This is a genomic window from Glutamicibacter sp. BW80 (genome assembly GCF_002332385.1).
Taxonomy (GTDB): domain Bacteria; phylum Actinomycetota; class Actinomycetes; order Actinomycetales; family Micrococcaceae; genus Glutamicibacter.
In genome coordinates, this window is record NZ_NRGV01000009.1 from 1 (window position 1) to 4,494 (window position 4,494).

Consider the following 4,494-nt stretch of genomic DNA (forward strand, 5'->3'; position numbering starts at 1 on the left):
TGTCCGGTGGAGGACCGGCTATCGGAACACTGCAATTCAATTATGCGGTCAGACCCCTTGCGGGACGACGCCACTGATTGCGCAGCCAAACAGAGGGCTCTACCTGGTCCTGCTACGGGACAGCCTTTGACTTGATTCCGTCGGCAAGCTGAAGTCCAATTGCTATCTGGCTCCACTCGCCCTTAGCGTACGATTTTTTCCGTTTTCTGCGGCGACCCGGATTCAACTTGGCTGCCTGGAACAAAGTTACGGGCGCACCGCGAATCCTCGGAGGATGAGGTCATTGCTGAACTCGTCAACTAGGCCCGGAAGGACTGTTCGAGAAACTTCGCGTCCGGTGTCACGGTCATAGGCAATGATGCGGTAGTCGGAACCGTCGTTGTTGTCCACCAACTGGACAACCTCAGAGGGAGTGAAGACTGCTTGGGATGAGGATGCTTGACTGGTGTGCCCCTCCACATTGAACTTATGGGTCGTTTCGCCTGTTTTCAGATCTGTGGTAAATATTGCATTTCCTGCCCCGTACCATTCAATGGCACCCTTGCGGATGGAAGCCGAGCCCAGTTGCGGTAGACCTGTTCCATCATCACGCATGAGGGGTTCATCGTTCGAAACATTTGTGAGAGGCACTTCTGTGTACTTACCGGTGCGTGTGTCCCAGGCCGATAAAACAGGCTTGGGCTGATCACCTATCGATTGGGAGCTGGCATCGGAAAGGTAATATACACTTCCGTCTACACAGGGTGCATCGGGAACCACTGCGCCTTCAGTGGCTAAGTTACTTGAACCAAGAACGTGCTCGGACCCGTTCTTGGTCCCAGTCAATTGGGCGAACATCATGGGTTCTTTTTCAAGCTCCCCAGGAGGAGTGTATCGTCCTGTCGTGCGGCTGGCGCCATAGATCATGTCACCGCATTGGGAAGTGATGAAGTAGTTGCCCTCGGCTTCATGCAACGTCGATTTTCCGTCTGAGGAGATCACAACCTGACTCGCGTATCCATTTTCTATGAAGCCGTCGTTGTAGACTCCAATCGATGAACCGTTATCGGTTGAAAACATTCCATTCTGACTGTCCGTTTTGGGGCTCGGAGAAATTTCGAGTCCAGAATCATCGATCTTGTAGTCATTGTTCATGTCGCTGAAGAACAACGCCTTCTCGTTCCAAGCGAACAGCCCGTTGTCCATACCATCTGTCTCAACCAGCTGGTAGGAGCCATCTTGCTCAAAGAGCAGGACTTTTCCTTGGGACCCTTTCTCCGCGTCCAAGTCAGTGCTTGGCGGGCTGAGGTATACCGCATACTTGGTTTGCCCCAGATCCTGCAGATTGGATTCCGCAGGGGCACGCGTTTCTACACCCCCTGTGCAGCCAGACAAAGCCAGGGCAAGCAGGGTTCCCAATGTGATTGCCACGGGGCGGGTTCGAGTCATGTTGCGTTTCTTCCGATCAGCTGCAGTGGGTCGGCGGCAGATTTCTTGTCAGCCGACCCACTACATTATTGGTGGTGTTGGGTTAGAAGGTTTTGTATGTTGTCGTCCGGCTCGATTTCTTGATGTCGTACGGATAGACTCCGAGCCCTCCGTTTCCATCTAAGTCAATGCTTTTGTTTACTAATTTGAACGCCGCCCATACGAGCTGTGAACAGTTCATGTCTCTGCCAGTGGCAGATTTATTGACAGCAAAATTCATGTTGTAGTTCTTGCCTGTCAATCCCTTTGCGCGGTTGGCAGCGTTGGTCTTCACTGACGCAATGTGGTTTACCTGCTGTTTGACCGCGCCTTTGCTCACTTTGTAATTGAGGGAGCTTGTTGACCTGCTCTTCTTGTTTCTTCCGGGGGCTTCGACGAGGACTGTCTTCGAAATAAAAATACCGGTGTGGCCATGATTGATAATGCCATAACCGGCAGGCATCACGAATACGTCGCCGCCTTGTTTTGCGGACCCCAAGTTGTAGATCCTACCCCCGCCGGCATTTGCTGGCGCAGCGCCCTGGGTTAGCGATGAGCTCTTACTCGCAACAGGGGCGGCAGCCGCAACCGATTGACGATTTTCAGCAAGTGCCTTATTGGTAGCTTGGCTCAGGGTCAAGCCATTTTCCTTGGCATATGTCGTGAGAGATGACTTGAGCTCGGAGATGGGCAAGCCGGGGCTCATAGCGGCGAGCTCCTGGATGGCTTTGGATTCAGTTGCGGCGGAAACTGGGATCGCGGAAGTTACGAGCAGCAATCCTGACAACGCCAGGCCGGCAATGGCTAAACGCTTTTTCATGAATGCACCTTTCGTGCAAGGAGACGATGGGTTGGCACTGGTTGTGCGCCCAATGCACAGAATAATTCATGTTTTCGATTAACTTCTCCCGACGTTCTGAAAATGCGGAAAAATTTGCTTTACCTAGGGAACTTAATCATTGCCATATGGATTTAAGAGTGAAATGTTATCCGGTATTTGTTACGATTCGAGGTTTGAAGATTGATCGGCGGGTTTCTTGGATACAACGCTATGCGAGTCTCGAAGTGTTGGACTCGGAGCCGTTCGCTTTGTTGTACGAGACGCCGGGGGGGTGCCCCTATGTTAAAAGTCAAGCAATTTTCTGCTCCGGAGCGTCATAAAGGGAACCATCGCGGATCATCGCAAACAGTACTGTCAGTCGACGGAGAGCATTCCGAATCTTGCAAGTCCTTCTGCGGTTGTGGTGTCGATGCCCTACTCGAGGACACGTAATCCCACATCACGCTCGCTTAGGGCCGCACCGAGGATCACCAGGTGGAGCACCGAGCGTCCGAGCCTGTCCATTCGGGTGATGACCAGCTGGTCTTGGCACCGCTGGCATGGTCGAATGGTTGTGCGTCGGTGTAACCCTCCACCGTATGTCTTCACTGCCGGAACGTTCGCTTCCTCCAGAACGGGTCTCTCTTTATAGCTGTTTGAGCCCGTCCCGTAAGACGTTCCTCTTGCGGACCTCCTTACGGTACGGTCCAAAATGTCAATCCGGACAGACCCCTAACGGGACTGGCTCTGATTTTGTAGTCAAAAGAAGTGATTTACCTGATTACCCGAACGGTTCCGCAATCGACGATAAAACCACCGATATCAAGGCCTTGGCAGGCCGCCGGCCACGCTTCCTAACCTGCCTGAATTAGGTCTATAGCTTCCTGAGCGCTGTGGTCTGGCGAGAAGTCAATCTGTACCCGGCCATTATCTATTGCTTGCATTACCGTGACGACAGCTTGTACTTCTCCGCCGATCTTCAGGAGCAGACGTTCCGAACTTCCAGTTTGGGCGGCCTTTTCCGTGAGGGCACGGAAGACCTTTGTGCCATCTTTGGTGAACGTCACGTCCACGGTATTCGGACTCTGATCACCGGCGGCTGAAACGTTTTTGACTCCGACTCGTTCGAAATCAGAGGGGAGTACAACATTCTCGCCCTTGACCAAAACACACTTCGGGTCCGACCCCGCAACACACGTTTCTGATACTGCTGCTTCGACCGCCGCGCCGGTGTCCGAAGGTGTTTGGTTCCCATCAGCATTGGGAGAACACGCACTTAGCGCCAACATGGTTAATACAGCCAGAGCGAGCCGCGGTGTTAGAGGATTCATGACGAGCCTTTCTCGGAAACGTTAGATGAATGTCGAAACAACATCTTTATCCAACATTAGGAGAAAAGTCAGGCGTTCACCAGTGTCCAGTAGTCACGAACTCATATGGCGTCATTTGAATGCTAGCCAGTGGGTCCGTTTAGGGTTCGGCTCACGGGACAGCACTAACTGCCAAGTAGCGGGTGCAAACACGTTATTGCTGGTCACGCAAATGTGTCCAGCGCCTGCCGGTAACTGTCGCTGTTATTGCGCGTTGCGAAGTTCATAAGCAAGGTGTTCTCACCAAGTTTTTGCGTGAACTCACCCGTACAAGGAATAGTAATGATCTTGCGAAGGCCGGCGCGCCAAGCCGGGATTAGGTTTGGGAGATCGCGCCGTTCTGGACTTTCTTCGGCTCTCACCGGCGAGGTAGCAAGATAAGCGTTCCATCCCCGTTGAGACCATGTGCGGTAAGAGTCGTTGTCGAAGGCGCTGTCTCCGAATTCTTCGCGCCAGCCTGGTCTTTCGATACCTGTATGGATAGCAGCCTGCCATATGCGTGGCCAGGCAGATTCCCATTCGGCTTGAGTAGAGGTGCTGATCATGGCATCTCGTAGGGGTGTTGGGGTATCTGACAGTAGCGGTGGGAGATTGTCGCCATGAGGTGTCAGCTCGTAAGCTTCCCGTAACCAGAGCAACTCTAGGAGCAAGCTAGGTCGATCTTCGACAGTGATTATCATGTCGCGTGGCCACGGATTCTTATGTGTCGGTTTGCTCGAGCGCATGCGTCCCCCTGTTCTAGGTCTGTCTTATCCTCGTCGAGAATGGTTCCCAAAGCAACGGTTGGATCAAATGCAGATCGCCCCGATTCGAACCCGCGCTTGATGTCCCGTAGAGCGTTCCCCTCGCGGGCCGGTA

The 4,494-nt window shown here is 53.0% G+C and carries 5 protein-coding genes; all 5 read right to left on the reverse strand.

Annotated features, from left to right (window positions below; all coding sequences use genetic code 11):
* Positions 1-246 precede the first annotated feature (246 nt).
* The 5 genes from CIK76_RS01685 to CIK76_RS01705 all read right to left on the reverse strand — a co-directional run bounded on the left by CIK76_RS01685 (position 247) and on the right by CIK76_RS01705 (position 4,181).
* Complete coding sequence (locus CIK76_RS01685; RefSeq protein ID WP_013348177.1) at positions 247-1,428, reverse strand: hypothetical protein; 1,182 nt, start codon at positions 1,426-1,428, stop codon at positions 247-249.
* An 82-nt stretch (positions 1,429-1,510) separates the two neighbouring features.
* A complete protein-coding gene (locus CIK76_RS01690) occupies positions 1,511-2,266 on the reverse strand; it encodes a hypothetical protein (protein ID WP_096283071.1) in 756 nt (251 codons plus the stop codon).
* Between the two features lie 435 nt (positions 2,267-2,701).
* Complete coding sequence (locus CIK76_RS19970) at positions 2,702-2,875, reverse strand: recombinase family protein (RefSeq protein WP_343252099.1); 174 nt, start codon at positions 2,873-2,875, stop codon at positions 2,702-2,704.
* 245 nt (positions 2,876-3,120) lie between these two features.
* Entirely contained in the window at positions 3,121-3,597 is a 477-nt protein-coding gene (locus CIK76_RS01700) for a hypothetical protein (protein WP_141393430.1), read from the reverse strand.
* A 203-nt stretch (positions 3,598-3,800) separates the two neighbouring features.
* Complete coding sequence (locus CIK76_RS01705; protein WP_141393431.1) at positions 3,801-4,181, reverse strand: hypothetical protein; 381 nt, start codon at positions 4,179-4,181, stop codon at positions 3,801-3,803.
* Positions 4,182-4,494 lie beyond the last annotated feature (313 nt).